Origin of the sequence: Candidatus Pseudomonas phytovorans (genome assembly GCA_029202525.1) — a bacterium.
Classification (GTDB): domain Bacteria; phylum Pseudomonadota; class Gammaproteobacteria; order Pseudomonadales; family Pseudomonadaceae; genus Aquipseudomonas; species Aquipseudomonas phytovorans.
Genome location: CP119325.1, coordinates 5,512,017 through 5,538,909, shown reverse-complemented (window position 1 = coordinate 5,538,909; position 26,893 = coordinate 5,512,017). Strand labels below are relative to the sequence as shown.

Sequence of the window (26,893 nt, the reverse complement as noted above, 5' to 3'; positions counted from 1 at the left end):
AACCATGGATGTGCAAACCCTGCGAGCCGAAGCCTTCAAGGCCCTGCACGAGCGCGACAGTGCGTTCGTCATTCCCAACCCGTGGGATGCCGGGTCCGCCAAGCTGCTGGCCAGCCTGGGCTTCGAGGCGCTGGCGACCACCAGCGCCGGGCTGGCTTTCAGCCTGGGCCGCCCGGACGCCGAAGGCGCCCTGAGCCTGGACGATACCCTTGATAATGCTGGCGAGATCGTCGATGCCACGGCCTTGCCGGTGGCTGCGGACCTTGAAAACGGCTTTGGCGACCTGCCTGAGGACTGTGCCAAGACCATTTTGCGTGCTGCCGAGGCGGGTCTGGTAGGCGGCTCTATCGAAGATGCCAGTGGCCGCAGTGACTCACCCATCTATGACTTCGGGCTGGCGGTAGAGCGTGTTCGGGCCGCGGTACAGGCTGCCCGTAGCCTGCCGTTCCCGTTCACCCTGTGTGCCCGGGCCGAAAACCTGTTGCACGGGCGCATGGACCTGGATGACACCATCAAGCGCCTGCAAGCCTATGCCGAGGCCGGCGCCGATGTGCTTTACGCCCCCGGGCTGCGCACCGTCGAGGAAGTCCGTGCGGTGGTGCAGGCCGTCGCACCGCGGCCTGTGAATGTACTGATGGGCATGGCGGGTGTGCCGTTGAGCGTGAACCAGTTGCAGGACTTGGGCGTGCGGCGCATCAGCGTCGGTTCGTCGCTGGCCCGCGCGGCACTCGGGGCCTTGCACCGGGCCGCGCTGGAAATTCGCGATGAGGGCACGTTCGGCTACGGTGAACAGGCACTGCCGTTCGCCCAGCTCAACGACCTGTTCCGCCGCTGATGCGGGCAGTGCTGGCGCTGCTGGCCGGGCTGCTGTTACTGGCCGGCCTGGCCTGGCACTTCGGCTGGCGCCTTCCCGCAGTATGGAACCCTTGGGCGCCGCTTGATGTGCGCCAACCGCCCAATCTGCTGACTTCCTACAAACTGTCGCGCCTGCGCAATGACCCGGCGCTGTGCCGTCAGGCACTGGAAACCAGCCAGCTGCGCTACCGGGCGCAGGCCGACAGCCCGGCCTCGGTTAACTGCCCGTTGCAAAACGTATGGCGCATCGAGGGCGGCCAGGCGCGGCTCAGCAGCAGCTTTTTAGCCAGTTGCCCGCTGGCGGTGGCCTACGCACTGTTCGAAAACCATGGCTTGCAGCCGGTGGCGCAGCGGGTGCTGGGCCAATCGGTGACGCAGGTCGATCATTTGGGCAGCTTTGCCTGTCGCAATGTCTACCACCGCAAGCAGGGCCGCCTGAGCCAGCACGCGACGGCCAATGCGCTGGACATCAGCGGCTTTCGCCTGCAGGACGGTCAGCGCATCGTTCTGGCGCGTGACTGGCAGGCCGGTGGGCAGAAGGCAGAATTCCTGCGCCAGGTGCAGCAGGCGGCCTGCAAAAGCTTCAGCACGGTTTTGGGGCCGGACTACAACACAGCCCATCACAACCACTTTCATCTGGACATGGGCCGCTGGCAGGTCTGCCGTTAGCTTCAGGCGTGAACGCGCACGTTGTTCAGCACCACCGGGCGTGCCCAGTGGATGTCGAATTCCAGGTCGTTCTGCTGCTTGGCCAAGGTGGCGTCATCAAACGGCTCCGGGGCCGGGTCCAGCAGATTGCGCTCAAGCTCGGCAATGGGCAGGAACAACGACCGCGGGGCAGGGCCCGGGCCGGGCTCGGCAATCGGCTCACCCTGGCTCATCACCACCGGGCGCATCCAGCTGTTGCTGGTGTCGAGCTGGCGCTGCTGCTCGATCAGATCGATGGCACTGAACGGCTCAGGTGCAGGTGGCAGCAGGTTGGCTTCAAGTTCTGCCTTGGGCAGAAACAGCGGCTCGGGCGGTGCCACCTCGGTGTCGAGCACCGGGCAGCTGCGCTGGGCGTCGATCAGGGCCAGCGCACGGGCGCCGCCGATGGGCTCGCCGCTGTCCTGGTCGTACTGCACGAACGACTGGCTGACGCTGTCTACGGGCTCTTCCTGTTGCTCGGCCATGGCCCGGGCAAAGAAATCCTGCCACAGGTGGCTGACGCCCCCGAGTGCCTGGATATTGTGCTGACTGTAGTTGCCGACAGGCGACAAATAGGTCAAGCCGATGGGAAGAGTATCTGACATGGCAGTCGCGCGCGTTGTGCTCTGGCAGAATAGCGGGATATTGCCTGTATCGGCCGAGATGGCCGATACCTTAATGGCTGGGTTCAATTTCTAGGTGTGAATGATGGAAGAGCAGGGCACAGGTATCCGGGTCGAGGCGTTGTCGGCGGAATTCGAGGCGCAGGCTGCTGAGTGGGCCGAGCGCCTGGCGCTGCCGTTGCAGGACGACGCTGCCGAGTTTGCCGTGCAGGTGGGTGTCGATGGCCTGCAGATCCAGCAACTGGGCCCGCAGGCACCGGGGCCGGTGCGGGTGGACTTCGTTGACGGCCAGGCCTCGCACCGGCGCCAGTTTGGCGGTGGCAACGGGCAGATGATCGCCAAGGCCGTGGGCATTGCCCAAGGCGTGCGGCCGCAGGTGCTGGATGCCACTGCGGGGCTGGGCAAAGACGCGTTTGTGCTGGCCAGCCTGGGCTGCCAGATGACCCTGATCGAGCGCCAGCCGCTGATTGCAGCGTTGCTGGAGGATGGCCTGGCGCGCGCGCGGTCGGATGATGAGGTGGGCCCTATTGTCGGGCGCATGCGCCTGCTGACCGGCAACGCCATCGAGCGCATGCGCAGTTGGGAAGGCGAGGCACCTCAGGTGATATACCTCGACCCGATGTTCCCGCACCGCGACAAGAGCGCGCTGGTGAAAAAGGAAATGCGCGTGTTCCGGCCTTTGGTGGGGGACGACCTGGATGCCCCGGCCCTGCTCGAAGCGGCCCTTGCGCTGGCCAGCCACCGGGTGGTGGTGAAGCGCCCGCGCAAGGCGCCGATCATTGACGGGCCCAAGCCCAGCCATAGCCTGGAGGGCAAGTCGAGCCGGTATGACATTTACCCGAAGAAGGCTTTAAAGCCGTGACCGGGCTAGTCTAAGCCCAAGTCAAAGTTCAAACCTGAATTCAGGGCCTCAGTAGCTGAATCGTCCCGTATTAACAGGAGTCTGGCCAGTAGACCGTCTAAGTCTGCTTCTATCTGTCTGGACTCTTGCGAGGCACGCGGACTCTGGGGCTGCGTGTGGGGGGCTTGGTTTGAGGAAGGAATAAAAATTCCATGTGAGCGCTGTATCTCTCTAAGATTTTCTTCCGGGTAGGTGAAACGGCCGGTTTGGGGATTTTCTGTTAGCTGCAGATATTCTGTGTACTCATTGTTGTACTTGTATCGGTTTTCTAAGACACCTTGTCCCCATGCGGACATTCCGGATACTTTGGTCTTCATTAGCTTGTCTGTCCGGTTGTTTCTTTTTATAAGCGACTTGCCCAACGCCTTGTATTCGTTGGCTGAAAATGATGGATCCGCGAATTTCAATCGGGGAGCCAGCACATCATAGGAGTATTTACGCGTTAACCTTTTTATGAAACTCCTGCCGCTCGGGTCGGTTCGGTTGATGGGGTCATTACCGCAGTAGGCATAGGCATTAAGCCCGCCTTGGCCAAACGGTGATAAACGGTCCGCACTGAAAAAGCGCATCAATTCCGCATTGTACAGGCGATGGCCGTTACCCAGCAGGTAACCGATGGCTGAGGGTAGCCAGGTTTGCCCGGTAAATCGGGACAGTATCTGGTGAGCGGCCGGTGAACTGTCATCACCATAAGGGCTGTAGGCAATGTCCGTCTGGCTTCCGGTATGGGCAGTAACTGTTGACGCTTGGGCATCGGTGGCCAAAAACTGTGTTTGCGTGGTTTGGCTGTTCGTTTCGCACAGGTTCTGGTTATTCGCGCTGACAACTGTGTAATGAGCACTGCTTGTGTGCACTGTCGAAAGTTTACGGCCCTTGTAAAAGAGTTTGAGTGTTTGCGTGGACATAGGGGTCCGCTCATGTGGGAGGGGTACATGAGAGTCTGTCAGGAGGATGCCAGATCAGGTACTGGCAAAAATGTCAGGTAGTGCGCCGGTTGGGCGCACAGTTACTGGTAGACGCGCTCCTACAATGTGACCCGAATGCCAAAAGATGCGTTCAGGGTTGGTACGCTCGCAAGAATACCCCCACCACCTCGCGCACATGCGCCTCGGCTTCATCCCCCTCCAGCGGCCCCGCGCAGCCCAGCAGCAAGCGGTAATCCGGCGCGCCTTTGACCAGGCAGAAAAAGTGCTCCGCCGCCCGCAGCGGGTTGTCGATACGCAGCAGCCCACGCTCATCCGCCCCACGTAGCAGCACTTCCATCCCGGCCAGCACACGCTTGGGCCCGGCTTCGTAGAAGTACTCGCCAAAGCTCGGGTCCAGGCTGCCCTGGGCCATGATCAGGCGGCTGAGCTTGACCGCTTCGTCACTGCTGATCAGCGCCTGGAAACCACGGGCAATGGTCAGCAGCACCTCTTCCACCGGTGCCCCGTCGGGGTACTCAAACAGCAGGTCAGGCAGCTGTATTTGGCAGGTGGCCATGACCGCCGAACAGAACAGGGTCTGCTTGTCGGTGAAGTGGCTGTACACGGTGAGTTTTGAAACACCTGCCGCCGCAGCGACCGCATCCATGCTGGTGTTGGCGTAACCAAGGCTGAGGAACAGCGCCTTGGCCGCTTCAAGAATCGCCTCACGCTTGGCCAGGTCCTTTGGCCGGCCTGGGCCGATGGGTGCGTCGTTGGGCATTGTGGTCTGCAATCTGGTTCAAGAATCACCATCTTAACGGGTCAGGCGCGATCCGGCTAAAACCAGGTCACATTGCCTACTGTCTGCCAGCAGACAGTTGATCGACAGTGATGTCGTCGTTCAGGCATCAGCGCTGTTGTTGTATTCGAATAACTTACTGATTAATAACGATTAATTTGTTGGCATGAATCGTGTTGATAGAGCTTCAAGGGTACCTGAAAGGGTGCCGAGCCTATCGAACAGGAGTCCCCCATGCCACGTGAAATTCGTTTGAATGCCTTCGAGATGAACTGTGTCGGCCACCAGTCACCCGGCCTGTGGCGGCACCCCAAGGACCGCGCCTGGCAGTACAAGGACCTGGACTACTGGACTGACCTGGCCAAGCTGCTGGAGCGCGGCAAGTTCGACGGCATCTTCATCGCTGACGTGATCGGCATTTACGATGTGCTGGGCGGCAATGGCGACGCGGCTATACGCCAGGCGGCGCAGGTGCCGGTCAACGACCCACTGGCACTGATCACACCCATGGCGCTGGTCACCGAGCACCTCGGCTTCGGCCTCACGGCCTCGCTCACCTTCGAGCACCCGTACCCGTTCGCCCGCCGCCTGTCGACCCTGGACCACCTGACCAAGGGCCGTATCGGCTGGAATATTGTCACCTCCTACCTCGACAGCGGTGCGCGTAACCTGGGGCAAAAGGCGCTGAGCGACCATGACGCCCGCTACGACTACGCCGACGAGTACCTGGAGGTGCTGTACAAGCTGTTCGAGGGCAGCTGGGAAGACGGCGCGGTGGTGCGCGACCGCGAAACCGGGCTGTTCACCGACCCGCGCAAAGTCCATGAGATCCGCCACCAGGGCAAGCACTTTCAGGTCCCGGGTATTCACCTGTGCGAACCGTCGCCGCAGCGCACGCCGGTGTTGTACCAGGCCGGTGCATCCAGCCGTGGCAAGGACTTCGCCGCCGGGCATGCCGAATGCGTATTCGTCGCCGCGCCCTCCAAGGTCATCCTGAAAAAGACCGTGGCCGACATTCGTCGCCGCGCCGCCGAGGCCGGGCGCGACCCGCGCAAAGTACTGATCTTCAATATGCAGACGGTGATCGTGGACGAAACCGATGCCAAGGCCCACGCCAAGTGGCAGGACCTGAAAAGCTACGCCAGTTACGAAGGCGCCCTGGCGCTGATCTCCGGCTGGACCGGCATCGACTTCAGCAAGTACCAGCCCGACCAGGTGCTGGAGCATATCCACACCAATGCCATCCAGTCGGCTGTAGAGGCGTTTTCCACCGCCGACCCGAACAAGCGCTGGACCGTGCAGGAGCTGGCCGACTGGGTCGGCATCGGCGGCTTTGGCCCGCTTATCGTTGGCAGTGCGCAAAGCGTGGCGGACGAGTTGCAGGCCTGGGTTGAAGAAACCGATGTCGACGGCTTCAACCTCACCTATGCACTGGCCCACGAAACCTTCCGCGATGTGGTCGAGTTGCTGGTGCCCGAGCTGCAGCAACGCGGCGCCTACAAGACCGAATACCGCCCCGGCACCCTGCGCGAAAAGCTGTTTGGCGACGGCCCGCGGCTGCCGGCCAGCCACCCGGCTGCCGGTTATCGCGACCTCAGCCGCCAGCCGGCCCCGGCCAGCATCACCGAGCCGGCTTGAGCCGCCAGGGAGCCACGCGATGAATGTGCATGAATTTACCCCGCCTCAGGCCGATGCCGTGGCCGACACCCACCTGCAGGCCGTGCAACGCTGGGCCAGGGAGCGGCCAACCCGGATTGCCCTGCGCCACCGGCGCCTGGGTGTGTGGAAGGCCTGGCGCTGGATCGACGTACAACGTGAGGTCGAGCGCCTGGCCGATGGCTTGAGCCAGCAGGGCTTCGTGGCCGGCTCGCGGCTTGCCTTGAGCGGTGCCTATGAGCCCAGCCTGGTGTTGCTGGCGCTGGCTGCGCGACGGCTGCATGGGCACACCTTGCTGATCCCCGCAAACAGCCGTGGCGAGGAATTGCAACGCCAGCTGCGCCTGGCCCGCCCAGGCTTCGCCTTCGTCCAGCGCCGTGAGCAGGTGGCGCAGTGGCTGCAAAGTGGTTTGCATGAGCAGTGGCCATTGCAGCTGTTCTCGCCACAGGCCGACGCCGCGCTCAGCGGCCAGTGGCAGGTTCAGCCGCTGTCGCGGTTGTTTGTCGGCGAGGTACCGGCCACGCAGCGCCAGGGTTGGGCACAGGTTGCCCGGGACGAGGTGCTCTGGGTCGATGAAGGCAGCGAATGGCGCGAAGGCCTGCCGCACCTGCTGGACCGCTGGCTGGCGCAGGGTGAAGGCCTGGCGTTTCCGGAAACGGTCGAATCGGCCAGCCGCGACCGCCGCGCAATCGCCCCGACCGCGTTGCTGCTGTCTGCCGAACGGGTACAGGCCCTTGCCGAGGAGATCGAAGCGCGTTTGCCAGCGCCGGGCAGCTGGCCACGACGGCTGTGCGACTGGGTACAGCAAGACCCCGAGCGCGGCCTGCGTCGCTGGCTGAAAGCACGGGTGCGGCACTTGCTCGGCTTCCAGCGCCTGCAGCGCATCGACGTGCCCAGCGCCCCTGTCTCATCGGGCAACGCAAGGCCGGCATGGCTGCGTGATTACCTGGAGCGTGCGGCATGAGTGCCTTGCTGGAGGTACGCAACGTGTCGCTGTCGTTCAAGGGCGTGAAGGCGATTTCCGACTTGTCGTTCAGCGTTCGACGCGGGGAGATCTGTGCGCTGATCGGGCCCAATGGCGCAGGTAAAAGCTCGCTGCTGAACATTCTCAACGGGGTCTATCGCGCCGATGCCGGCCAACTGTTCTTCGCCGAGCAGCAGCTGCACCGCCCGCACCCGCTGACCGCCGCGCGGCTGGGTATTGGCCGCACATTCCAGAACAACGCGCTGTTCAAGAAAATGAGCGTGCTCGACAACCTGCTGACCGGGCTGTCGCGCTTTCAGCGCAGTTTCTTCATCGAACAGGCGCTGGGCCTGCCACGTGCCCGCCGTGAGGCGCGAGTATTCGCCGAACGCGCCGAGCAGGTGCTGGCGTTTCTCGAACTGCAGGCCTGGCGCGATGTTGCGGTGGGCAGCCTGCCTTACGGTCTGCAGAAGCGCGTTGAACTGGGCCGGGCGCTGATTGCCCAGCCGACGCTGCTGTTGCTGGACGAGCCCATGGCCGGGATGAACGCCGAAGAAAAGCAGGAAATGAGTCGTTTCATTGCCGATATCAACCGCGACCTCGGCACCACGGTGATCCTGATCGAGCACGACATCCAGGTGGTGATGGGCCTGTCCAGCCACGTGGTGGTGCTGGACTACGGGCGCAAGGTGGGTGACGGCTCGCCGGCAGAAGTCCAGGCCAATCCCGATGTGATCGCCGCGTATCTGGGGGCAGCGCACTGATGAACTTCTTTCTCGAAACCCTGATTGGCGGCTTGCTCGCCGGCACCATGTATTCGCTGGTGGCGATCGGCTTCGTGCTGATCTACAAGGCCAGCGGCGTGTTCAACTTTGCCCAGGGTGCCATGCTGCTGTTTGCCGCGCTGACCTTTGTCAGCCTGCACCAGCAGGGCATCCCGTTTGCCCTGGCGCTGGCGATTACCGTGGTGGTGATGATTGTCGGCGCGCTGCTGATCGAACGGCTGGTGCTGCGGCCACTGGTCAACCGCTCACAGATCACCTTGTTCATGGCCACGCTGGGCCTGTCGTTCATCATCGAAGGGCTCGCCCAGGGGCTGATGGGTGCGCAGGTACGCGCGCTGGATCTGGGCATCGAAGACGTGCCGCTGTTCGTTGGCGACATCATGATCAGCCAGTTCGACCTGGTGGCGGCGGGTGTTTCTGCTGTGCTGGTGACGGCGCTGGCCCTGCTGTTCAACCGTACCCGCATTGGCCTGGCCCTGCGAGCTGTCGCTGACGATACCCGCGCGGCGTTGTCGTTGGGTATCAACCTCAACCGCATCTGGCAGATCGTCTGGGCTGTAGCGGGCGTGGTCGGGCTTGTGGCCGGGCTGCTGTGGGGCGCGCGCCAAGGTGTGCAGTTTTCGCTGTCGCTGGTGGTGCTCAAGGCGTTGCCGGTGTTGATCATCGGCGGCTTCACCTCGATTGGCGGGGCGATTGTCGGCGGCCTGATCGTTGGCGCTGCAGAGAACCTGGCCGAGGCCTACATCGGGCCCTTGATCGGCGGTGGCATCACCCCTTGGTTCGCCTATTTCCTGGCGCTGATCTTCCTCTACATCCGCCCTGCCGGCCTGTTCGGCGACCGGGCCATCGAACGGGTATGACCGCATGACCACAACTGCCGCGCGCCTGACGGCGCGTTTCGACGATGCACCGCTGACCTTGGTGGCCCGCCACCGCCCGCTGGGCCTGGCGCTTTTGCTGCTGGTGGCTTTTGTCATATTGCCCTGGCTGGGCAACGACTATTGGCTGAACGCAATCCTGATCCCGTTTCTGGTGCTGTCGCTGGCCGGCCTTGGCCTGAACTTGCTGACCGGCTACACCGGGCAGACTTCGGTGGGGGCGGCGGGCTTCATGGCGGTAGGCGCCTTTGCCACCTATGGCCTGCTGCTGCGCGTGCCAGGGCTGCCGTTGCCGCTGGCGTTGCTGGGCGGTGGCCTGATTGCCGGGTTGGTGGGGTTGCTGTTCGGCCTGCCCAGTTCGCGCATCAAGGGCTTCTATCTGATGGTGACCACCTTGGCCGCGCAGTTTTTTCTGGAATGGGTGTTCGCCAAATTTCCATGGTTTTACAACTACGCATCGTCCGGCACCATCAGCGCCCCGCGCCTGGAGCTGTTCGGCCACAGCCTGGCCACGCCGGTGGGCCGCTACCTGCTGACCCTCAGCTGTGTGGTAGTGCTGACCTGGGTAGCGCTGAACCTGGTGCGTAGCCAGGTCGGCCGCAACTGGATGGCGATCCGCGACATGGACACTGCCGCCGCCGTTATCGGCATCCAGGTGGAGCGCTACAAGCGCCTGGCCTTTGCCGTCAGCGCGTTCTACCTGGGCATCGCCGGCGCGCTGTGGGCCTTCGCCTACCTGGGCACGGCCAGCGCCGGTAGCTTCGACATCAACCGTTCGTTCCAGATCCTGTTCATCATCATTATCGGCGGCATGGGCAGCATTGCCGGCAACTTCATTGGCGCGGCGTTCATCAGCTTTACGCCGATCCTGCTCAGCCATGCCGGGCAGTGGTTGTTCAACGGCCATGTCGATGCCGGGCAATTGCAGAACCTGCAGAAGATCCTGTTCGGCAGCCTGATCATCTGGTTCCTGATCAAGGAACCCGAGGGCCTGGTGCGCCTGCTGGGCAACCTGCGTGAACGCATTCGCGTGTGGCCATTGCGCTTCTGACGCCGGCCCCACACACCTCAAGGCACCTTGACCCGGCCGCGGGAAAGGAGGTTTCCAACACTTCATCCAAAAGTACCGACCATGCGTAAAACCTTGCATCGCCACCTGCTCGCCAGCCTTTTCATGCTGGGCGCGCACACCCTGTTGCCGGCCGCTGCTACGGCCGCCGACAACCAGCAATTCGTGCCCATGGCCACCTACCGGGTTGGCGCCTATGCCTCCAGCGGTATTCCGTGGTGGGCCGGTGAAATCGACTACTTCCGCTACATCAACGAGGTGGAGGGCGGCATCAACGGCGTCAAGCTCACCTGGCAGGAATGCGAGACCGAATGGAACGTCGACCGTATCGTCGAGTGCTACGAGCGCTACAAGAACGGCCAGGACGGGGCGCCCACGGCGTTCTTCTTCACCCACAGCACGCCGGGCTCCTACGCCTTGATGGAGAAGGGCGCGGCCGACCGCATTCCGCTGATCGACGGTGCCGGGGGGCGTACCGAGTCCACCGATGGCAGCGTGTTCCCCTATGCGTTCCCGCTGTTGCTGAACTACTACGGCCAGGCCTCGGTGGGCATCAACTACATTGCTCAGCGCGAGGGTGGTTTCGACAAGCTCAAGGGCAAGAAGATCGTCACCGTGTACCACGACTCGGCCTATGGCCGCGAAACCCAGGCGCCGATGCAACTGCTGGCGCAGAAGTACGGTTTCGAGAACATCCAGATCCCGGTGGCCGACCCGGGTAACGAACAGTCGGCGCAATGGCGCCAGGTGCGCCAGCTGAAGCCGGACTGGGTGTTCCTGCGCACCTGGGGTGTATCGACCCCGGTCGGCATCAAGACGGCAGTGCGTTTCGGTATCCCGGTCGACCACATCATCGGTGATGTCTGGGCCGGCTCCGAGGCCGACGTGATCCCGGCTGGCAGCGCGGCCAAGGGCTATCAGGCGTTGGCGCCATTCCCGGGCGGCAGCGACTTTGCCATCCACCAGCGCCTGCGCGAGCACATTCTTGATACCGGCAAGAGCGACCTCAAGGACCAAAGCTACTTCGGCAAGGTGTACTACAACATCGGCCTGATCAACGCCGCCATTGCCGTCGAGGCGCTGCGCACGGCCCAGGGCAAATTCGGCAACCGCCCGCTTAACGGAGAAGAGGCGCGCTGGGGCTTCGAACACCTGAACATCGATGCGGCGCGGCTCAAGGCCATCGGTTTTGAAGGCCTGCTGCCGCCACTGAAACTGTCGTGCTCCGACCACGAAGGTGGCGGCGCGGCGCGGGTGCAGCAGTGGGACGGTGACAAATGGGTACTGGTGACCGACTGGGTGCAGGCCGACCGGGCCACCTTGCGTCCGTTGATCGAGGCCAAGTCGGCCGCCTACGCCAAGGAAAAGGGCATTACGCCGCGCGATTGCGCCCGCGAGCAGTGAACACTCAACGACAGATCAGGGAAACCACCATGTACGCACCTTTCAAACGCTACGGCGCCGCCCTCGGCCTGGCACTGGGCCTTGCCTCGGCATGGCTGCCGGTGGCCCAGGCGGCCAGCAACGAGCAGTTCTTCCCGTTGGCCACCTACCGGGTTGGCGCCTATGCCTCCAGCGGCATCCCGGTATGGGCCGGGATGATCGACTACCTGCGCTACATCAACGAGGTCGAAGGCGGCATCAATGGCGTCAAGCTGGTATGGCAGGAGTGCGAAACCGAATGGACAGCCGAGAAGGGTATCGAGTGTTACGAGCGCTTCAAGAACGGCCTGAACGGCGCGCCGGTGGCCTTGTACCAGCCCAACGGCGCGCCGGCTGCCTACGCCCTGGCGGAAAAGGCCGAAGCCGACAAGATCCCGCTGATCACCCTGGGCTACGGCCGTACCGAAGCCACCGATGGCCGGGTGTTTCCCTACAACTTCCCGGTGATGCTGACCTTCTACAGCGAGGCCTCGGCGTTCATCAACTACGTGGCCGAGCGTGAGGGCGGGCTGGACAAGCTCAAGGGCAAGAAGATCGCCACCGTTTACCATGACTCCGCCTATGGCCGCGAAACCCAGGGGCCGATGGCGTTGCTGGCGCAGAAATACGGCTTCGAGAATATCCAGATTCCGGTGGCTGACCCAGGCAACGAGCAGGCCGGGCAATGGCGCCAGGTGCGCCAGCAGAAACCGGACTGGGTGTTCTTGCGCACCTGGGGCGTATCCACGCCGGTAGCGATCAAGACGGCGGCCCGTTTCGGCTTCCCGGTGGACCGCATCGTCGGCGACATCTGGGCCAGTTCCAACGAAGACGTGCTGCCGGCGGGCGATGCCGGCAAGGGTTATCTGGCATTGACGCCCTATCCCGGTGGCGCCGATTTCGACATTCACCAGCGCATCCGCAAGTACATCGTCGACACCGGTAAAAGCGACCTCAAGGACCCGAAAAGCTTTGGCAGCGTGTACTACAACTCCGGCCTGGTGAACGCGGCCATCGCCGTCGAGGCGATCCGCGCCGGGCAGAAGAAGTTCGGCAACCGCCCGCTCAACGGCGAGGAAGGGCGCTGGGGCCTGGAGCACTTGAACCTGGGGGACGCCCGCCTGAAGGAAATCGGCTTTCTCGGCCTGATGCAGCCGCTGAAGCTGTCGTGCAGTGACCACGAAGGCGGTGGTGCGGCCAAGGTGCAGCAATGGGATGGCCAGAAGTGGACACTGGTGACCGACTGGGTACAGGCCGACCGCGCCACCCTACGCCCGCTGATCGATGCCAAGGCGGGTGACTATGCCCGCGAGAAAGGCGTTACCGCCCGCGAATGCGCCAAAGACGAGGCCGCCCCATGACCCACGCCCCGCTTGCTGCCGAGCGCGCCACGGAGTTGCTGGGCGTGCAGGATATCGAAGTGATCTACGACGGCGCGATTTTGGCCGTGGCCGGGGTTTCCCTGCGGGTCGGGCAGGGCGACATCGTCGCCTTGCTGGGCGCCAACGGGGCTGGCAAAAGCACCACGCTCAAGGCCATTTCCGGGTTGTTGCAAGCCGACCGTGCGCGGGTCAGCCGTGGGCAGATCCGCTTTCAGGGCCAGGACACGGCGGGTATCGCGGCCAACCGGCTGGCAACCCAGGGCATTGTGCATGTGCTGGAGGGGCGGCACGTGTTCGCCCACCTCACCATCGAGGAAAACCTGCGCACCGGGGGCTTTTTGCGCAAGCCGGCGCGGCGCGAGCTGGAGCAGGCGCTGGAGCGCATCTATGCCTGGTTCCCGCGGCTGAAGACCAAGCGCAAGACCCAGGCCGGGCTGACCTCGGGTGGCGAACAGCAGATGCTGGCGATCGGCCGCGCGCTGATGACCCAGCCGCGGCTGGTGCTGCTGGACGAGCCCTCGATGGGGCTGGCGCCGATCATTGTCGAGGAAATCTTCGACATCGTGGCTCAGCTCAATGCCAAGGAAGGCATGAGTTTTCTGATCGCCGAGCAGAACATCAACGTTGCCCTGCGCCATGCCGATTACGCCTACATCCTGGAGAACGGCCGGGTGGCGGGCGAGGGCGCAGCTGCCGAGTTGGCAGCGCGCGAAGACCTGCGGCACTTCTACCTGGGGGGCAAGGCTGGCTGAGTCCAAAACACTCGAAGCTGGCGCGTTCTCTGTGGGAGCGGGCATGCCCGCGAACACGGGCGTAGCCCGTGCCATGAACCGTGTTGCCATCTTCGCGGGCAAGCCCGCTCCCACAGGGGCTTCGCTGGATTTTCGTTGGGTGTTCTCAGCACAACAGCAACTGAACAATCTGCCCGTGGAGTAATTGTTCTGTACGTTGACATATTGGTTAAGTTATTGATTTTAAGGATATTTTTTCATGGCACGGTTATTGGAGTAGCAGGACGCCCCCATTACCCCATAAGGACGTTCTGCCATGCGCTCGCGCAACTACCCACCCGTCACCTTGGCCCTGGCCATCGGCCTGACCACACCGGCATTTGCCGAAGACAAGGGCTTCATCGACGGCACCCAACTGCAAATCATCAACCGCAACTACTTCTTCAGCCAGGACTACCGCAACGGCGACTTCACCCGCAACCCAAATACCGGTGAGCGCCAGAGCCAGCACCGCGAATGGGGTCACGGCATCATCGCCAACCTGCAATCGGGTTTCACTCCGGGTACCGTTGGCCTGGGCCTCGACCTGCAAGGGCTGGTCGGCCTGAAGCTCGACGGCGGCAACGGCACCGTGGGCAACGGCGTGGGCGTGCCGGGGATTGTCTCGCGCTCGGGCAGCAACTTCGATGGCGAGCCCAAGGACGCCTACGGCAAGGTGGGTGTGGCACTGAAAGCCCGTTTGGGCGATACCGAACTGCGCTACGGCGACGTCAGCCCGACCAGCCCGGTGCTGCACGCCAGTGACATTCGCCTGCTGCCGCAGACCCTGCGCGGCTTCATGTTCAACGACCACTCGCTGCAAGGCCTGACCCTGCAGGGCGGCAAGCTGGAATCCAGCAGTGACCGCAACGCCAGCAACCACCGTGGTGACCTTGGCACCGTGTACGCCGGGCGGCTGAAGGGCGCCAATGATGTGGTGTACCTGGGCGGCGACTACCGTTTCAACGACCAGCTGAACCTGCGCCTGCATGCCAGCCGGCTGGATGATGTGTGGAACCAGCAGTTCTTCAACATCGACTACGTGCAGCCGCTGGGCGACAACCTGGCCCTGAAGACCGGCCTGGATTACTACCGCACCCGCGACAGCGGCCAGGCGCTGGCCGGCAAGATCGACAACGATTCATGGAGTGTGCATGCCGGCATCAACGCAGGCGGGCATGGCTTCAAGCTGTCGTATACGCGCATCGACGGCGATACGCCGTTCGACTACGTGTGGAACACCTACGACATCCAGTTGGACGCGGCATCGCAGGTGTCGGACTTCAACAACCCCAACGAACGGGCCTGGGAAGCGCGCTACGACTACAACTTCGCGGTGCTCGGCCTGCCTGGGTTGTCGCTCACCGCCCGTTATGTGCGTGGTAGCGATATCGACGGTACCCGCGCAGGTGGCGCCTACAGCTATTACAACGGCATCGAAGACGGTCGCCACTGGGAGCGCAACCTGTGGGTGCGCTACGTGGTGCAGGGCGGGCCGGCCAAAAATCTGTCGTTCAACGTGATGCAGGCCACCCACCGGGTGGGCGGGGGCCATACCGCCGAGGCCAACGTCGACGAGTTGAGGGTGATTGTCGAGTACCCGCTGGACATCAACCTTTGAGTGGCCCCGGCAAACTGTTCGCCGGGCAACAGCCAATCTGCAGTTTGTCGGTCCCGGGGCTTTCCGGGTTATGACTATTTTTCCCAACTATCTGAATTTAAACGATTAATTCAGTTGGCACAGGTTCTGCTCAGCCACTGTGGAACCTGTTACGCATGGAGCAGCACATGACGACCTATTCACCCGCTTCCAGCCTGCCCCCGCAGGCCCGTTCGGCGCCGCGCCGCGTCGCTCATGTCATCCGCAGCGATGCCGAGGCCATCGAGGTCGCCCAGCGTCTGGCCGAGGACTTTGCCAAGGAGGCGGCCCTGCGCGACCGTGAGCGGCGCTTGCCGTGGGATGAACTCGATCGCTTTTCCGACAGTGGCTTGTGGGCGATCACCGTGCCCAAGGAATACGGCGGCGCGGGCGTTTCCTACGCCACCCTCAGCGAAGTGATCGCGACCATCTCGGCGGCCGACTCGTCCCTCGGCCAATTGCCGCAAAACCATTTTGGCGTGCTTAGCAACCTGCGCCTGACCGGCAGCGAAACACAGAAACGCGACTACTTCGCCAAGGTGCTTCAGGGCTACCGCTTCGGCAATGCCTTTTCAGAATCGCGCGGCCAGTACGTGACCACCTTCCAGACGCAAATCCGCTTCAACGGCGACAGCGCCGTGATCGAGGGCGAAAAGGCTTACTGCACCGGGGCCTTGTTCGCCCATATCGTCCCCGTTGCCGGCGTGGATGAACAAGGGCGACCGCATATCGCCTTTGTGCCTCGTGACGCTGCGGGCCTGACCGTGATCGATAGCTGGGATGGCTTCGGCCAGCGCATTACCGCCAGTGGCCAGGTACGCCTTGAAGGTGTGCAGGTACCGGCCGCTGATGTGATCCCGGCCTGGAAGGCCTACGACCAGCCCACTGCCGATGGCCCGATCTCGCAGATCATCCAGGCCGCGGTAGACACCGGTATTGCCCGTGGCGCTTTCGCCGCCGCCTTGCAGGTGGCCCGCCAGGCGCGGCCCTGGGCCGACAGCGGCTTGCAGCATGGCTGGCAGGACCCGCTGAGCCAGGCGGTGATTGGCGAACTGGGCTGGCGCCTGCAAGCGGCCGAAGCCATTCTGCACCGCGCGGCGCTCGCGGTGGACCTGGCTGTCGTCCAGCCTGACGAGGAACACGTGGCGCATGCCTCGGTGGTGGTTGGCCAGGCCAAGGTGCTGTCCACGGCCATTTCGCTGGAGGCATCCAGCCGCCTGCTGGAGCTGGGCGGTACGCGCAGTGTTTCGGCCAGCCAGGGGCTGGACCGTTTCTGGCGCAATGCCCGTACCCACACCCTGCATGACCCGGTGCGCTGGAAGTATCACCTGGTCGGCAACCAGTTGCTCAATGGCATCAAGCCACAACGTCACGCCTGGAACTGAGGAAGTACACATGTCCAATATCCATTCCCACGGCCAGGGTGACCTGGCACATGCCCGCCAGGTCGAAGCGGCGCTGCTTGAATACTTGCGTGGCCACAGTGCTCGTCAGGAAACTTTGGTGATTGCCGCCGTGGGTGAGGTGCGCATCGCCATTGATGCCGCCGATGCATTGCTGGAACGTGCGGATGACTCGCAGGCGTCGGCGATTGCTTTTCGGTTAGCGGCTGCCGAGGGGGCCAGGTTGGCCGGGCAGGCGTATTTCGAGCTGGCCGGACGAAGCCTGGCGCGCCCTGAGGTGAGCGGTGGCGAACCTGTGCTGGCGACCCAGCGGCGGTTGTTGGGGGATCACTACCTCAATGGCGCGGCGTTGGCCGACGGCTTGGGCTAGCCGCTGATATTGCCGGGGCCGCTTTGCGGCCCATCGCAGGCAAGCCAGCTCCTACAGGGACCTCGCATATCTTAGGCTTTGCGCGGTCCCTGTAGGAGCTGGCTTGCCTGCGATGGGCTGCAAAGCAGCCCCAATGCGGTTACTCAGGATTGCTTGGCACCCCCACCAATCTGCCATACATACGGCGGCTCTTTACCATTCACGTGCCAGTCGCCAATGATCCGCTCTTTGTAGATCACCGGGTTGTGCGAAGCCGCTGTACGGGCGTTGCGCCAGTGGCGGTCGAGCTGGCGGCTGGTGCTTGTGGTGGAGGCACCCAGGGCGTTGAACAGGTCGCTGGTGGCGCGCAGCACCAGGTCGATGGCCGCCACCTGGGCTTGGGCCGACTCCAGTTCGGCAAGCACATTGGCCTGTTGTTCAGCGGCCGGGTCATTGGCAAAACGTGCCAGGTACGCCTGCTGGCTGGCCTCGGCAGCCCGCAACGTCGCAGCTTCTGCGGCATACACCTGGCCCGAGGCCTTGCCGATCACTTGCAGTACCTGTGGGTCCTGGCTGACGGCTGCGCCGTTGCCATGGCTGAACACCCGGGTGCGCTTGCTGGTTTCGTGGCTGAAGTCGCGCACGGCAGCACGCCCGGAACCAGTGATCACGGCCAGCAAAACCAATTGGTAGAAGGCGGTCTGGTATTTGAAACGGGTGCCAAAGTCGATGATGTTCTCTTCCTCGACCACCGCATTTTCGAACACCGAGGTACCGCTGCCGGTGGTGCGCTGGCCAAAGCCATCCCAATCATCGCTCTGGCGGATGCCGGGCTGGCGGGTGCGAATGGCCGCGATCACGTCGGCGCCGGTGTCATCGCGACGGGCGAACAGGTCGATCCAGTCGGAGAACAGGCTGCCGGTGCTGTAGTACTTGGTGCCGTTGACTACCCACTGCTCACCTTGGCGTGAAACGCGGGTGATGACATCGCCGATCTTCACCGCGCCGATCTCTGTCCAGGCGCAGCCCACCAGGTCGCCCGCGACAAAGCGTTGGAACCAGACATCCTGTGGCGCGCCGGCATGGGCGTTGAGGCGGTCTTCGACGAAGGCGAAGTGGCCGCGCAAGGCCTGGGGCACATTGGAGTCGGCTGCCGCCAGTTCGATCAGCAGCTGGAACAACTGCGGCAAGGAGGCGCCGCCACCGCCGTGTTCAACCGGTACGCGCACAGCGCCAAAGCCGGCCTCTTTCAGCCACTGGATGGGTTCATGGGGCAGGGTGCGGCTGCGCTCGCGCGCCACGCTGCTGTCGGCAATGCGGGTGAAGATGGGTCGAAATCGCGCGGCGAGCGTGGCGTAGTCGGTGCCGTTGACGGGGGCGGGCAGGTGTTGTTCGAGGGCAGTCATCGGGATACTCCAGGTACATGAAGAAGGGGTATGTACCGGTGATTGCACAGGCCGTGCCGGGCGCTGAAAGGCCACACAAATCGGAGCCTGCGGCGACTTTCGATGCGTCGAGGCTGTGGTGGGCGGTGCAAGTTGTTGATCGGGTGTAGGGTGGGCAACAGTTTCTGATGGCGTTTGGGCTGACAGGTGTCTGTCGGGAGGTTTGCGGCGCTCGATCTCACAGGCGCTGAAAATGTCACGACAACCACCCACAAAAACTACCCCCCACACACTTCCCGCCACCGCTGGCCTGATTTAATATACCCGGCAGTACAAATATTCGAAGTGCACTCCGCGAAAGGATTCATCATGTTGCGCCATGCCTTGTCCATCGCTCTGCCCGCCGTTGCCGCGTTGTTACTGACGGCATGCGGTCAGGAAGCCACCCCGCCTGCCGCGCCGCGCCCGGCGCTGGTGGTGCAGCCGCAGCCGGCCGAAGCCGCTGCCGACAGTTACCCCGGTGAAGTGCGTGCGCGCTTGGAGCCGGAACTGGCTTTCCGCATTGGCGGCAAGGTCAGCAAGCGCCTGGTGGAGGAGGGGCAGCGGGTCAAGGTCGACCAGCCGCTGGCCGAACTGGACCCACAGGACGTGCGCCTGCAACTTGAAGCCAACCGCGCCCAGATGGCGGCTGCCGAAGCCAACCTCGCGCTGGTGCGCGCCGAGCGTGATCGCTACCAGAAGCTGCTGGACCGGCAGATGGTCAGCCACTCCCAGTTCGACAATGCCGAAAACCTCTACCGCGCCGGCCTTGCCCGCCTGAAACAGGCCAAGGCCGAGTTCGATGTGGCTGGCAACCAGGCTGAATATGCCGTGCTGCGCGCGCCGCAGGCCGGGGTGGTGGCCAAGCGTCAGGTCGAAGTGGGCCAGGTGGTTGCCGCCGGGCAAACCGTGTTCACCCTGGCCGCCGATGGCGAACGGGAAGTGCTCATCGGCCTGCCGGAGCAGCAGTTCGCCCGCTTTGCCGTGGGCCAAGCGGTCAGCGTCGAGCTTTGGTCGCACCCGCAAGCGCGCTTCGAGGGGCGCATCCGCGAGTTGTCGCCAGCCGCCGACCCACGCTCGCGCACCTTCGCCGCGCGCATCGCCTTTACCTCCACCGCCACGCCGGCAGAGCTGGGCCAGAGTGCCCGGGTGTTCATCGCCCATGAGGGGCTGATCCCGTTGGCGGTGCCGCTGTCTGCGGTGACTGCTGAAAACGGCCAGGCCTATGTGTGGCGGGTCAACAAGGACAGCCGCCTGGAGCGGGCTGTGGTGCGCCTGGGGGCGTACGGCAGCGACAGTGTGCCCGTGCTCGAAGGCCTTGCACCCGGCGACTGGGTGGTCGCCGCCGGTGGCCATGTACTGCGTGAGGGCCAGGAGGTACGCCCTGTGGACCGCAGCAACCGTGTAGTGAAGCTGACGGCCAAGGAGTAAGTCCCGATGGGTTTCAACCTTTCTGCCTGGGCGCTGCGCAACCGCCAGATCGTCCTGTTCCTGATGATCCTGCTGGCGGCCATTGGCGCCATGTCCTACACCAAGCTCGGCCAGAGCGAGGACCCGCCATTCACCTTCAAGGCCATGGTCATTCGTACCCTGTGGCCGGGCGCCAGCGCCGAAGAAGTGTCGCGTCAGGTCACCGAAAGCATCGAGAAGAAGCTGATGGAAACCGGCGAGTACGAGAAGATTGTCTCGTTCTCTCGCCCCGGTGAATCGCAGGTCACCTTCATGGCCCGCGACTCGCTGCATTCCAAGGACATACCCGAGCTGTGGTACCAGATCCGCAAGAAGGTCGCGGACATCCGCCACACCTTGCCACCGGAAATCCAGGGCCCGTTCTTCAATGACGAGTTCGGCACCACGTTCGGCAATATCTACGCGCTGACCGGTGAGGGCTTTGACTACGCGGTGCTCAAGGACTACGCCGACCGCATCCAGATCCAGCTGCAGCGGGTGAAGGATGTGGGCAAGGTCGAACTGGTCGGCCTGCAGGACGAGAAAATCTGGATCGAGCTGTCCAACCTCAAGTTGGCCACCCTAGGCGTACCGCTAGAGGCTGTGCAGAAGGCGCTGCAAGAGCAGAACGCGGTGAGCACCGCCGGCTTCTTCGAGACGCCCAGCGAGCGCCTGCAGCTGCGGGTGAGCGGGCGCTTCGACAGCGTCGAGCAGATCCGTCAGTTCCCTATTCGCGTGGGTGACCGCACCTTTCGGATCGGCGATGTCGCTGAGGTGCACCGTGGCTTCAACGACCCACCCGCCCCGCGCATGCGCTTCATGGGTGAAGATGCCATTGGCCTGGCCGTGTCGATGAAGGACGGCGGCGACATTCTGGTACTGGGCAAGGCCCTGGAAGGCGAGTTCGAGCGGGTGGCGCGCAACCTGCCGGCCGGCATGGAGCTGCGCAAGGTCTCGGACCAGCCTGCGGCGGTCAAGGCCGGTGTTGGCGAATTCGTGCAGGTGCTGGTCGAGGCGTTGGTCATCGTGCTGCTGGTGAGCTTCTTCTCGCTGGGCCTGCGCACCGGCCTGGTGGTGGCGCTGGCCATCCCGCTGGTGCTGGCCATGACCTTCGCTGCCATGCATTACTTTGGCATCGGCCTGCACAAGATTTCCCTGGGAGCCCTGGTGCTGGCGCTGGGCCTGCTGGTGGACGACGCGATCATTGCTGTGGAAATGATGGCGATCAAGATGGAGCAGGGCTACGACCGGCTCAAGGCGGCCAGTTATGCCTGGACCAGCACGGCGTTCCCGATGCTTACCGGTACCCTGATCACGGCCGCAGGCTTCCTGCCGATTGCCACGGCGGCCTCCAGCACGGGTGAGTACACGCGCTCGATCTTCCAGGTGGTGACCATCGCCTTGCTGACCTCGTGGGTGGCGGCCGTGGTGTTCGTGCCTTATCTGGGCGAGCGCCTGTTGCCAGACCTGGCCAAGCTGCACGCTGCGCGCCATGGCAAGGATGGCCAGGCGCCAGACCCTTACGCCACGCCGTTCTACCAGCGCGTGCGGCGGGTGGTGGAGTGGTGCGTGCGGCGGCGCAAGACGGTGATCCTGCTGACCATCGCCGCCTTTGTCGGCAGTATCCTGTTGTTCCGTTTCGTGCCCCAGCAGTTCTTCCCGGCTTCCGGGCGCCCGGAGCTGATGGTCGACCTGAAGCTGGCGGAAGGCGCCTCGCTGGCCAACACCGCCGAGCGGGTCAAGCAGCTGGAGGCTCTGCTCAAGCAGCAGGATGGTATCGACAACTACGTGGCCTACGTGGGTACCGGTTCGCCGCGCTTCTACCTGCCGCTGGACCAGCAACTGCCGGCCGCCAGCTTTGCCCAGTTCGTGGTGCTGGCCAAGTCGATGGAGGACCGCGAGCGCTTGCGCAGCTGGCTGATCAACACGGTAGACCAGCAATTCCCCGACCTGCGTGCCCGGGTTACGCGCCTGGAAAACGGCCCGCCTGTGGGTTACCCGGTGCAGTTCCGGGTCACCGGCGAGCACATCGAGAAGGCCCGTGCGTTGGCCCGTGAAGTGGCCGACAAGGTGCGCGAGAACCCACATGTGGTGAACGTGCACCTGGACTGGGAAGAGCCAAGCAAGGCCGTGTTCCTCGAAATCGACCAGGACCGCGCCCGTGCCCTGGGCGTAAGTACCGCGCACTTGTCCAGCTTCCTGCAAAGCTCGCTGACTGGCACCACGGTCAGCCAGTACCGCGAGGACAACGAGCTGATCGAGATCCTGCTGCGCGGCACCCAACAGGAACGCGGCGAGCTGGCTAACCTCGGCAGCCTGGCACTGCCCACCGACAACGGCCAGAGTGTGGCGCTGTCGCAGGTGGCGACGCTGGAATACGGCTTCGAGGAAGGCATCATCTGGCACCGCAACCGCCTGCCGACGGTGACCGTGCGCGCCGATATCTACGACAAGGAGCAACCGGCCACGCTGGTGAAACAGATCGAACCGACGCTGCAGGAGATACGCGCCAAGCTGCCGGATGGCTACCTGCTGGAAGTGGGCGGTACGGTTGAAGACTCCGAGCGTGGGCAGAATTCGGTGAACGCTGGCATGCCGCTGTTCGTGGTGGTGGTTTTGAGCCTGCTGATGATCCAGCTGCGCAGCTTTTCGCGCACGGTGATGGTGTTCCTTACCGCGCCGCTTGGGCTGATTGGCGTGACCCTGTTCCTGCTGGTGTTCCGCCAGCCGTTCGGTTTTGTCGCCATGCTGGGCACCATTGCCCTGGCGGGCATGATCATGCGCAACTCGGTGATTCTGGTGGACCAGATCGAGCAGGACATCGCGGCGGGCATGGAGCGTTGGCAGGCGATCATCGAAGCAACCGTGCGGCGCTTCCGGCCGATCGTGCTGACCGCGCTGGCGGCGGTGCTGGCGATGATCCCGTTGTCACGCAGCGTGTTCTACGGGCCGATGGCAGTGGCGATCATGGGGGGGTTGATCGTGGCCACGGCGTTGACCCTGTTGTTCCTGCCGGCGTTGTATGCGGCGTGGTTCAGGGTGAAGAAAACCTGACGACCGCAGGGGAGGGCTTTGCCCTCCATTCGCGGGGCAAGCCCGCTCCCACAGGGATGCCACAGTGTTCCGGATGGTGGAAAATCTGTGGGAGCGGGCTTGTCCCGCGAATGGGCTGCAACGCAGCCCCCAGGGCCATCAGAGGGCGCCGAAAACCTTCTTGGCCAGGCTGGTAGCCGCCGCAGCCGGGTTCTCGCGAATGTTCTGCTCTTGCTTGCCAATCATCTCGAACAGGCCATCCAGCGCCTTCTCGGTCACATAGTTCTCGATGCTGGCGCTTTTGGCGTCGACCACGCCCAATGCCACCGCTTGCCCGGCAAAATTGTTGTATTGCTGGGCCAGGCCAACCTTGTCGGTCGCCTGCTTGACGATCGGCAGGAACTTGGCGCGGATCTGCTCGCGGCTGCTCTTGTTCAGGTACTGGGTGGCCGAGTCGTCACCGCCGCTGAGGATGCCTTTGGCATCGGTCACGCTCATGTTCTTCACGGCATCGACCAGAATCGCCTGGGCCTGCGGCACGGCAGCTTCGGCTGCCTTGTTCATGCTGGCTTCAAGGGCATCGACCTGTTCACCTTTGCCGAACATCTTCATCGCCTTGGCGGCTTTGCCCAGGTTGCCCGGCAACTCGATGCGCACATCGGGGTTGTTGCTGAAGCCACCTGGGGTGCTCAACTGCTTGACGGCGAGCTGCGCGCCTTGGGTCAGGGTATCTTTCAGGCCGCCAGTGGCGTCTTTCTGGCTAAGGTCGCCCAGCGACAGGGCCAGGGCGCTGGCCGACAGCAGCAGGCCGGCGCACAGGGTGGTGAAACGCAGGGAAGTGCGGATCATGAAGCTTTCCTTATGAACATATAAATACGGGTATCAGCGAACCTGGTCGACCTTGATCCGAACAGATTTCGGGTCACTGCCGTCGAGCATGACACCATGGTGTTCGGTATTGATGAACAGCAGCTTGCCATCCAGCTCGATGCGCGCACTCACCGCATAGCGGTGGCCGGGTTTGACCTGGGCTGGGTCGTAACTGAGGTGGAACGGCAGCGGAACGTTGCCTTTGACCGGGCCGGCCTGGCGGGCCAGGGTTACGGCAGGGGCGTCCATCAGCGACACATCCTGCAGCTCCACGCTCAAGGTCGCGGCAGGCGGCAGGGCAATACGCTGCAGGTAGAAGACTTCACCGTCCAGGCTGGCCTGGGTGGATGGGGTTTGGCTGGAACAGGCTGCGAGCAGGGATGCGCAACACAGCATAAAGAGCTTTTTCATGGAATCTCCGGGGTCCTTGGCGCTGGCTTGTGGCCAACCCCAAGGACTTTAGCGGATTTTTCCGGCGGATGAAGCGTTAGATGGTCGAAGTTTCCAGGCCATCGTCACGGTGTAGCGCCACCTGGCGAATCGACAGGCGCAGCTCGGCCGACAGCACACGCTTGGCCACGCCTTCGGCCAGCTCGCCAAGCCTGTCGTGATAGCCCAGCTTGCCTTGCGCATCGGCGTACAGCACGCCTTGCTGGAGCAGGGTCTGGATAAAGTGGCGGAACAGCGTCTTGTCGAAGAACTCCGGCGCATTCAGGCCATGCAGGATCGACAGGCGCTGGGCCATCATCACGCACAAATCCTCCAGCGCTTCGGCACTCAAGCTGTTCTGCCCGCTGTTGAGCAGCAGCGAGGTGGCCATGTAGAAACGCTGCAGGGTCTGGGTGATGGTGCGTGCGAGCAGTGTCAGCAACACGAACTGCCGCGAGCTGGGCGCCGGGCGCACGTACAGGTCGTTTTCCTGACGCAGCAGGCCTTGCTCGACCAGCGCGGCCAGCCAGTGGTCGATCACCTCGTCCAGTTGCTCTGGCGTCCAGCGCAAGAATAGTTCGGCCTGCAGGTACGGGTACAACGCATGCACATACTGGCCCAGCAGTTCCCGGCTCATGCGCGCGCTGCTGAGGAAGAAGCTGGCCAGCAGCGCCGGCAGGGCGAAGATGTGCAGTACGTTGTTGCGGTAGTAGGTCATCAGGACCGCATTGCCTTCATCCAGGTAGAGGATGCGGCCCAGGGCGTCCTTCTGTTCGGCCACCAGGTTCATGCTGCGCACGTGTTCGATCAGTGCCTGGCCGTCACCGTCGGGCAGGGTGGTGTGCGGCGAGTAGGGCACCTGGCGCAACAGGGCCAGGTACAGGTCGAGCACGCGGGTCAGGGCGCGTTCGTCCAGGGCTAGGCGGCTGGTGGACAGCAGCGCCAGGGCTACCAGGTTGACCGGGTTGATGGCGGCCGCCTCGTTGAGGTGACGGGCCACGGTTTCGCCCAGGCGGGTGGTGGCGGCGTTGAGCCAGGCTGGGCGGTATTGCGGGCCGTGATCCTGTTCACGCCAGCCGGGCTGTTGCTGGTCGAGGAAACCGGCGAGGCGGATCGGTTCGCCGAAGTTGACGTAGACCTGGCCAAAGCGCTGCTTGAGCGCACCAAACACCTTGAAGATGTCGAACACCGACTCTTTCTTTTTACTGGCCCCGCGCAATTCACCCAGGTAGGTTCGGCCTTCAAGCACGCGCTCGTAGCCAATGTACACCGGCACGAACACGACCGGCGTGCGCGACGAGCGCAGGAAGCTGCGCAGGGTAATGGCCAGCATCCCGGTACGTGGCTGCAGCATGCGCCCGGTCCGCGAGCGGCCACCTTCGACGAAGTACTCGACCGGGAAGCCTTTGGTATAGAGAGTATGCAGGTACTCGTTGAACACTGCGGTGTACAGCGGGTTGCCTTTGAACGTGCGGCGCATGAAGAAGGCGCCGCCACGGCGCAGCAGGTTCCCCACCACCGGCATGTTGAGGTTGATGCCTGCAGCCACGTGCGGCGGGGTGAGGCCGTTGCGGAACAACAGGTACGACAGCAGCAGGTAGTCGATGTGGCTGCGGTGGCACGGCACGTAGATCACTTCGTGGCCGGGGGCGATGCCCTGCACCTGCTCGATGTTGTTGACCTTGATGCCGTCGTAGATCTTGTTCCAGAACCAGCTGAGCACCACTTCGAGGAAGCGGATGACGGTGTAGGTGTAGTCCGAAGCGATCTCGTTGCCGTAGCGCAGCGCCTGGGCTTCGGCCTTGGCCAGCGGCAGATTCTCACGCTGGGCCTCGTCAGCGATGGCCTGGCGTACCAGTGGCGCGTGGACCAAGCCCTTGACCAGGTTGCGCCGGTGCGAGATGTCCGGGCCGATGACGGCAGTCTTGAGGTTGCGAAAGTGCACGCGCATCAGGCGCTGGGCCATGCGCACGGTGCGCTCGTGGCCCTTGTTGTGCTGGACCAGTTCCCGCAGGTGGATAGGCGCAGAGAACTGCACCCGGGTCTTGCGCCCCAGAATCAGCACGGTCAGCAGCCGGCGCAGGCGCCCGGTAACGGCCCAGCTGTCGGCAAACAGCAGCTTCCATGGGCTGGACTCACTGGCCGGGGTCTGGCCCCAGAACACGCTGACCGGAATGATCTGCGCATCTTCCTCGGCATGCTGGGTGACGGCGGCGACCAGGCGCTCAAGCGTGGGCGGGGCGCCGCGTTTGTCCTGCCGGCCAAGCCAGTCCGGGTCGGGGGTCAGGTAGAAGAACCCGGCCGGTTCCTGCAGTTGGCCGACCGCCACCGGCAGCACAGGGCGCGGCAGCCCCGCCTTGGTGCACTCGTGGTCGAGCACCGCCAGGTCGGTGAGCGCAGGCGAGGGCAGTGCATAGAACACCGGCCGGCTGCGGTCCAGGTTGAGGGACATGGAAGACTGGTTGATGGTCTCGGAGCGCACCCACAGGTACAACAGGCGACGCAAGGCGCCGAAGATCAGGCGGCGCAGGGGGGAACGGGTCATGGGGTGTGTGCCCTGGGTGTGATGTTCAGGTGAGTATCCAGCTAACTTAGTCTGCC

At 63.6% G+C, this 26,893-nt stretch carries 23 protein-coding genes; 16 read left to right on the top strand and 7 right to left on the bottom strand.

The window, feature by feature from the left end; all coding sequences use genetic code 11:
- The first annotated feature begins 4 nt into the window (after window positions 1-4).
- Both P0Y58_24425 and P0Y58_24420 read left to right on the top strand, forming a co-directional pair.
- Window positions 5-835: an isocitrate lyase/phosphoenolpyruvate mutase family protein gene (locus P0Y58_24425; GenBank protein ID WEK29997.1), complete on the top strand. Its 831-nt coding sequence runs from the start codon at window positions 5-7 to the stop codon at window positions 833-835.
- A complete protein-coding gene (locus P0Y58_24420) occupies window positions 835-1,524 on the top strand; it encodes an extensin family protein (GenBank protein WEK29996.1) in 690 nt (229 codons plus the stop codon). The genes P0Y58_24425 and P0Y58_24420 overlap by 1 nt, the downstream gene beginning before the upstream one ends.
- Before the next feature lie 2 nt (window positions 1,525-1,526).
- Here the strand turns inward: P0Y58_24420 and P0Y58_24415 are convergent, their stop codons facing one another.
- Window positions 1,527-2,147 carry an energy transducer TonB gene (locus P0Y58_24415; GenBank protein WEK29995.1) on the bottom strand — a complete coding sequence of 207 codons (621 nt, stop codon included), beginning with the start codon at window positions 2,145-2,147 and terminating at the stop codon, window positions 1,527-1,529.
- A gap of 103 nt (window positions 2,148-2,250) precedes the next feature.
- Here P0Y58_24415 and P0Y58_24410 point away from each other — a divergent pair, with 103 nt between their 5' ends.
- Complete coding sequence (locus P0Y58_24410; GenBank protein WEK29994.1) at window positions 2,251-3,027, top strand: class I SAM-dependent methyltransferase; 777 nt, start codon at window positions 2,251-2,253, stop codon at window positions 3,025-3,027.
- Window positions 3,028-3,032: 5 nt separating this feature from the next.
- Here P0Y58_24410 and P0Y58_24405 read toward each other — a convergent pair whose 3' ends face one another.
- Together P0Y58_24405 and P0Y58_24400 are read right to left on the bottom strand one after the other, a co-directional pair.
- Complete coding sequence (locus P0Y58_24405; GenBank protein WEK29993.1) at window positions 3,033-3,971, bottom strand: RHS repeat-associated core domain-containing protein; 939 nt, start codon at window positions 3,969-3,971, stop codon at window positions 3,033-3,035.
- A 151-nt stretch (window positions 3,972-4,122) separates the two neighbouring features.
- Window positions 4,123-4,764: a TetR/AcrR family transcriptional regulator gene (locus tag P0Y58_24400; GenBank protein ID WEK29992.1), complete on the bottom strand. Its 642-nt coding sequence runs from the start codon at window positions 4,762-4,764 to the stop codon at window positions 4,123-4,125.
- A gap of 240 nt (window positions 4,765-5,004) precedes the next feature.
- On the opposite strand from P0Y58_24400, the gene P0Y58_24395 reads away from it, so the two are divergent.
- From P0Y58_24395 to P0Y58_24345, 11 genes are all read left to right on the top strand, one after another.
- Window positions 5,005-6,408 (top strand): LLM class flavin-dependent oxidoreductase, encoded by a 1,404-nt coding sequence (locus tag P0Y58_24395; GenBank protein WEK29991.1) that lies wholly within the window; start codon window positions 5,005-5,007, stop codon window positions 6,406-6,408.
- 19 nt (window positions 6,409-6,427) lie between these two features.
- Window positions 6,428-7,390 (top strand): AMP-binding protein, encoded by a 963-nt coding sequence (locus P0Y58_24390; protein ID WEK29990.1) that lies wholly within the window; start codon window positions 6,428-6,430, stop codon window positions 7,388-7,390.
- On the top strand, window positions 7,387-8,154 hold the full coding sequence (locus P0Y58_24385; GenBank protein WEK29989.1) for an ABC transporter ATP-binding protein: 768 nt from the start codon (window positions 7,387-7,389) through the stop codon (window positions 8,152-8,154). Before P0Y58_24390 ends, P0Y58_24385 begins: the two co-directional genes overlap by 4 nt.
- Window positions 8,154-9,035 carry a branched-chain amino acid ABC transporter permease gene (locus P0Y58_24380; GenBank protein WEK29988.1) on the top strand — a complete coding sequence of 294 codons (882 nt, stop codon included), beginning with the start codon at window positions 8,154-8,156 and terminating at the stop codon, window positions 9,033-9,035. Before P0Y58_24385 ends, P0Y58_24380 begins: the two co-directional genes overlap by 1 nt.
- Before the next feature lie 4 nt (window positions 9,036-9,039).
- Window positions 9,040-10,104: a branched-chain amino acid ABC transporter permease gene (locus P0Y58_24375; GenBank protein WEK29987.1), complete on the top strand. Its 1,065-nt coding sequence runs from the start codon at window positions 9,040-9,042 to the stop codon at window positions 10,102-10,104.
- Window positions 10,105-10,185: 81 nt separating this feature from the next.
- A complete protein-coding gene (locus tag P0Y58_24370) occupies window positions 10,186-11,526 on the top strand; it encodes an ABC transporter substrate-binding protein (GenBank protein WEK29986.1) in 1,341 nt (446 codons plus the stop codon).
- 29 nt (window positions 11,527-11,555) lie between these two features.
- A complete protein-coding gene (locus tag P0Y58_24365) occupies window positions 11,556-12,905 on the top strand; it encodes an ABC transporter substrate-binding protein (protein ID WEK29985.1) in 1,350 nt (449 codons plus the stop codon).
- Window positions 12,902-13,678, top strand: coding sequence for an ABC transporter ATP-binding protein (locus P0Y58_24360; GenBank protein ID WEK29984.1), 777 nt, complete (start codon window positions 12,902-12,904; stop codon window positions 13,676-13,678). Before P0Y58_24365 ends, P0Y58_24360 begins: the two co-directional genes overlap by 4 nt.
- 295 nt (window positions 13,679-13,973) lie before the next feature.
- Window positions 13,974-15,317 carry an OprD family porin gene (locus P0Y58_24355; protein WEK29983.1) on the top strand — a complete coding sequence of 448 codons (1,344 nt, stop codon included), beginning with the start codon at window positions 13,974-13,976 and terminating at the stop codon, window positions 15,315-15,317.
- 167 nt (window positions 15,318-15,484) lie between these two features.
- Entirely contained in the window at window positions 15,485-16,720 is a 1,236-nt protein-coding gene (locus P0Y58_24350) for an SfnB family sulfur acquisition oxidoreductase (protein ID WEK29982.1), read from the top strand.
- A 10-nt stretch (window positions 16,721-16,730) separates the two neighbouring features.
- Window positions 16,731-17,108: a hypothetical protein gene (locus tag P0Y58_24345; GenBank protein ID WEK29981.1), complete on the top strand. Its 378-nt coding sequence runs from the start codon at window positions 16,731-16,733 to the stop codon at window positions 17,106-17,108.
- Window positions 17,109-17,251: 143 nt separating this feature from the next.
- On the opposite strand, the gene P0Y58_24340 is transcribed toward P0Y58_24345, so the two are convergent.
- Window positions 17,252-18,493 carry an acyl-CoA dehydrogenase family protein gene (locus P0Y58_24340; GenBank protein WEK29980.1) on the bottom strand — a complete coding sequence of 414 codons (1,242 nt, stop codon included), beginning with the start codon at window positions 18,491-18,493 and terminating at the stop codon, window positions 17,252-17,254.
- A 348-nt stretch (window positions 18,494-18,841) separates the two neighbouring features.
- On the opposite strand from P0Y58_24340, the gene P0Y58_24335 reads away from it, so the two are divergent.
- Both P0Y58_24335 and P0Y58_24330 read left to right on the top strand, forming a co-directional pair.
- Window positions 18,842-19,942, top strand: coding sequence for an efflux RND transporter periplasmic adaptor subunit (locus P0Y58_24335; GenBank protein WEK29979.1), 1,101 nt, complete (start codon window positions 18,842-18,844; stop codon window positions 19,940-19,942).
- Between the two features lie 6 nt (window positions 19,943-19,948).
- Entirely contained in the window at window positions 19,949-23,014 is a 3,066-nt protein-coding gene (locus P0Y58_24330) for an efflux RND transporter permease subunit (GenBank protein WEK29978.1), read from the top strand.
- A gap of 138 nt (window positions 23,015-23,152) precedes the next feature.
- Here the strand turns inward: P0Y58_24330 and P0Y58_24325 are convergent, their stop codons facing one another.
- The 3 genes from P0Y58_24325 to plsB form a co-directional block, all read right to left on the bottom strand.
- Window positions 23,153-23,842 carry a DUF4197 domain-containing protein gene (locus P0Y58_24325; protein ID WEK29977.1) on the bottom strand — a complete coding sequence of 230 codons (690 nt, stop codon included), beginning with the start codon at window positions 23,840-23,842 and terminating at the stop codon, window positions 23,153-23,155.
- A gap of 33 nt (window positions 23,843-23,875) precedes the next feature.
- The gene (locus P0Y58_24320) at window positions 23,876-24,274 is read right to left on the bottom strand and encodes a YbaY family lipoprotein (protein WEK29976.1); all 399 of its coding nucleotides are present in this window, start codon (window positions 24,272-24,274) and stop codon (window positions 23,876-23,878) included.
- Between the two features lie 76 nt (window positions 24,275-24,350).
- Window positions 24,351-26,837 carry a glycerol-3-phosphate 1-O-acyltransferase PlsB gene (gene plsB / locus P0Y58_24315; protein ID WEK29975.1) on the bottom strand — a complete coding sequence of 829 codons (2,487 nt, stop codon included), beginning with the start codon at window positions 26,835-26,837 and terminating at the stop codon, window positions 24,351-24,353.
- Between the last annotated feature and the right edge of the window lie 56 nt (window positions 26,838-26,893).

Excerpts from the sequence above, each read along its gene's own strand:
- P0Y58_24425 (WEK29997.1), top strand. The coding sequence starts at position 5 with ATGGATGTGCAAACCCTGCGAGCCGAAGCCTTCAAGGCCCTGCACGAG.
- P0Y58_24420 (WEK29996.1), top strand. The coding sequence starts at position 835 with ATGCGGGCAGTGCTGGCGCTGCTGGCCGGGCTGCTGTTACTGGCCGGC.
- P0Y58_24415 (WEK29995.1), bottom strand. The coding sequence starts at position 2,147 with ATGTCAGATACTCTTCCCATCGGCTTGACCTATTTGTCGCCTGTCGGC.
- P0Y58_24410 (WEK29994.1), top strand. The coding sequence starts at position 2,251 with ATGGAAGAGCAGGGCACAGGTATCCGGGTCGAGGCGTTGTCGGCGGAA.
- P0Y58_24405 (WEK29993.1), bottom strand. The coding sequence starts at position 3,971 with ATGTCCACGCAAACACTCAAACTCTTTTACAAGGGCCGTAAACTTTCG.
- P0Y58_24395 (WEK29991.1), top strand. The coding sequence starts at position 5,005 with ATGCCACGTGAAATTCGTTTGAATGCCTTCGAGATGAACTGTGTCGGC.
- P0Y58_24390 (WEK29990.1), top strand. The coding sequence starts at position 6,428 with ATGAATGTGCATGAATTTACCCCGCCTCAGGCCGATGCCGTGGCCGAC.
- P0Y58_24385 (WEK29989.1), top strand. The coding sequence starts at position 7,387 with ATGAGTGCCTTGCTGGAGGTACGCAACGTGTCGCTGTCGTTCAAGGGC.
- P0Y58_24380 (WEK29988.1), top strand. The coding sequence starts at position 8,154 with ATGAACTTCTTTCTCGAAACCCTGATTGGCGGCTTGCTCGCCGGCACC.
- P0Y58_24375 (WEK29987.1), top strand. The coding sequence starts at position 9,040 with ATGACCACAACTGCCGCGCGCCTGACGGCGCGTTTCGACGATGCACCG.
- P0Y58_24370 (WEK29986.1), top strand. The coding sequence starts at position 10,186 with ATGCGTAAAACCTTGCATCGCCACCTGCTCGCCAGCCTTTTCATGCTG.
- P0Y58_24365 (WEK29985.1), top strand. The coding sequence starts at position 11,556 with ATGTACGCACCTTTCAAACGCTACGGCGCCGCCCTCGGCCTGGCACTG.
- P0Y58_24360 (WEK29984.1), top strand. The coding sequence starts at position 12,902 with ATGACCCACGCCCCGCTTGCTGCCGAGCGCGCCACGGAGTTGCTGGGC.
- P0Y58_24355 (WEK29983.1), top strand. The coding sequence starts at position 13,974 with ATGCGCTCGCGCAACTACCCACCCGTCACCTTGGCCCTGGCCATCGGC.
- P0Y58_24350 (WEK29982.1), top strand. The coding sequence starts at position 15,485 with ATGACGACCTATTCACCCGCTTCCAGCCTGCCCCCGCAGGCCCGTTCG.
- P0Y58_24345 (WEK29981.1), top strand. The coding sequence starts at position 16,731 with ATGTCCAATATCCATTCCCACGGCCAGGGTGACCTGGCACATGCCCGC.
- P0Y58_24340 (WEK29980.1), bottom strand. The coding sequence starts at position 18,493 with ATGACTGCCCTCGAACAACACCTGCCCGCCCCCGTCAACGGCACCGAC.
- P0Y58_24335 (WEK29979.1), top strand. The coding sequence starts at position 18,842 with ATGTTGCGCCATGCCTTGTCCATCGCTCTGCCCGCCGTTGCCGCGTTG.
- P0Y58_24330 (WEK29978.1), top strand. The coding sequence starts at position 19,949 with ATGGGTTTCAACCTTTCTGCCTGGGCGCTGCGCAACCGCCAGATCGTC.
- P0Y58_24325 (WEK29977.1), bottom strand. The coding sequence starts at position 23,842 with ATGATCCGCACTTCCCTGCGTTTCACCACCCTGTGCGCCGGCCTGCTG.
- P0Y58_24320 (WEK29976.1), bottom strand. The coding sequence starts at position 24,274 with ATGAAAAAGCTCTTTATGCTGTGTTGCGCATCCCTGCTCGCAGCCTGT.
- plsB (WEK29975.1), bottom strand. The coding sequence starts at position 26,837 with ATGACCCGTTCCCCCCTGCGCCGCCTGATCTTCGGCGCCTTGCGTCGC.